Source organism: Streptomyces sp. CO7 (assembly GCF_053474865.1).
In genome coordinates, this window is sequence record NZ_JBRIOU010000008.1 from 321,814 (window position 1) to 324,012 (window position 2,199).

The following is a 2,199-nucleotide window of genomic DNA, read 5'->3' on the forward strand; positions in this document are numbered from 1 at the left end:
GGTACGGGCCCGCCTGGCCGGCCGGGCCCTCCGCGCCGGGAGTGACCGCCCCGCCGCCCCGACGGCGCAGGGCCGGCATCGTCCTCGGCGTCCTCGGCGGGGCCCTCGCCCTGACCGTCGCCGCCCTCGCCGGCTACCTCGGGCGCGGCGACACCCCCGCCGCCGGCCCGGAGCGCACCGGCAGCGCCGCCGACGCGACCCGCGGGGCGACCGCGCCGGCCGAACCGGAGGACGGGACGCCGCGCGCCGCCGCCACCCCGGAGCCCGAGGTCCACAAGGGGGTGAACCTGCCCGAGGGCTACCACCTCGTGTTCAGCGACGAACCCCTGGCCCCGCGGGACAACAACAAGGACGACCTGTACTTCGGCTGCTCGTTCACCGACTGCCACCTGGGCCACTACACCACCGAGCTCGTCCTGCTGGACAAGGAGACGGAGGGTTCCCTGGAGGCCTGCAAGGCGGACACCCGTTTCCTCCCGCAGACGATCTCCGTCGACCGGCTCTCCCGCGGCAGGCAGCTGTGCGCGACCACGCAGAGCGGTCTGATCGCCCTGGTGACCTTCGTGGGCCGCTCGCCCAGCAGCAGTTCCAGCCACTACGTCACCCTGGACGTCACCGTCTGGCGCGACGCGGTGCCGGTGGACAACGGCTAGCGGGCCGGCCCGGCTGCGGGGCCCGGCGGGCCGGAACGACCGGTGGCGCTCTTGACCTGCGCGGATGGCCCGTGCTTCGCTCGCGCGATAGGTAACGGGGGGACGGAGCGAGGGGCGTGAGGGTGTCTCGGGGCTTGGGCAGCGGAGCCGACGGCGGCGAGGTCGACGGGCGGCGCCGGCCACCGGCGTGGCTGTGGGGCGCGGCCGCCGTCGTCACCCTCGGCTTCCTCGTCGCGCTGGAGGCCACCGCCCGCCACCTCGGCATACCCGGGCCGCTCGCCACCTGGGCACGGGAGCTGGTGTTCCCGCCGGACTCGGGCGGGCTGCTGTACTCCGCCCTGGCGCTGACGCTGGTGGTCCTGACCTGGCGGGAACGTTTCGTCGCGATCGGCGCGGCCGTCGGCGTCGACGTCGTGCTGCTGGTACTGCGCTGGGCGGCCGGCACCGGCACGAGCGGCGGCCACCCCTTCGGCAACGGCGCCCTGTGGGTGATCCTCGCCCTCGCGGTCCTCGCCGTCACCCGCCGCACCGGACGGGAGCGGCTCCTGCTGCTCAAGGGCGTCGGCCTGGGACTCCTCCTGCTGGCCGGCCGCAAGACCGGGGACACCTGGCTGCTCATCACCTCCGAGACCCGCCCGCTGGTCCTCGACCAGTACCTGGCGGCCGCCGACCACGCGCTGGGCGACCCGTCCTGGCTGGCCGGACGGCTGGTGACCGCCACCGGCCCGGTCGGCTTCAACGTCCTGGAGCTCGTGTACGGCAACCTGGCGCTGGCCGCGGTCGTCGTCGCGCTGTACCAGCTGCGCCGGGTCGCGGTGGAGCGCCGCTTCCCGCGCCACCACCTGGTGCGCACGTTCACGGTGATAGGCCTGCTCGGCCCGGCCTGCTACATGATCTTCCCGGTGGTCGGCCCGGTCTTCGCCTACGGCACCGGCGCCGCGCACTGGGAGTCGGTCAGCCTGTGGGCGCCGCACCTGCCGCCCAGCGAGCCCTGGGCCGTCGCCGACCTCTGGCCGCGCACGCTCCCGGCGACCGACCCCCCGCTGCCCATGCCGTTCGACGGCATCACGCCGCGCAACTGCATGCCCAGCCTGCACACCGCCTGGGCCACCGCGATCTTCATCCACTCCCGCCGTGGCCCGCGCGTCCTGCGGTACGCGGGGACCTTCTGGCTGGCCGCCACGCTCTGCGCCACGCTCGGGTTCGGCTACCACTACGGCGTGGACCTCCTCGCGGGCGTGGTCTTCACCCTCACCATCGAGGCGGCGCTGCGCACCCACGACCGTGGCTGGTGCCGGACGGGCGTCCGGCTGACCGCGTACGGCGCCGGGGTCTTCGTCGCGCTGCTGGTGTCCTACCGGTGGCTGCCGGAGGAGATGGCCGCGTACCCGTGGGTCGCCGGGCCGCTCCTGCTGCTGGTCACGGCCTCGGTGGTCGTCGGCTACGTCAGGACCGTCGGCCGGTGGACCGGGCCCACCGCCCCCACGGCGGGCGGGCCGCCGTCCGTCCCCCGGCCCCGGCAGGCCACGGCCCCGCACCCGGAGGC

At 75.4% G+C, this 2,199-nt stretch carries 1 protein-coding gene and 1 pseudogene; both read left to right on the forward strand.

The window, feature by feature from the left end; genetic code table 11:
* Positions 1–653, forward strand: a pseudogene (locus ACOV8S_RS26365) (hypothetical protein); the annotation flags it as partial.
* Between the two features lie 191 nt (positions 654–844).
* The coding region (locus ACOV8S_RS26370) for a DUF5933 domain-containing protein (protein WP_448320893.1) at positions 845–2,199 on the forward strand (1,355 nt) is incomplete at its 3' end.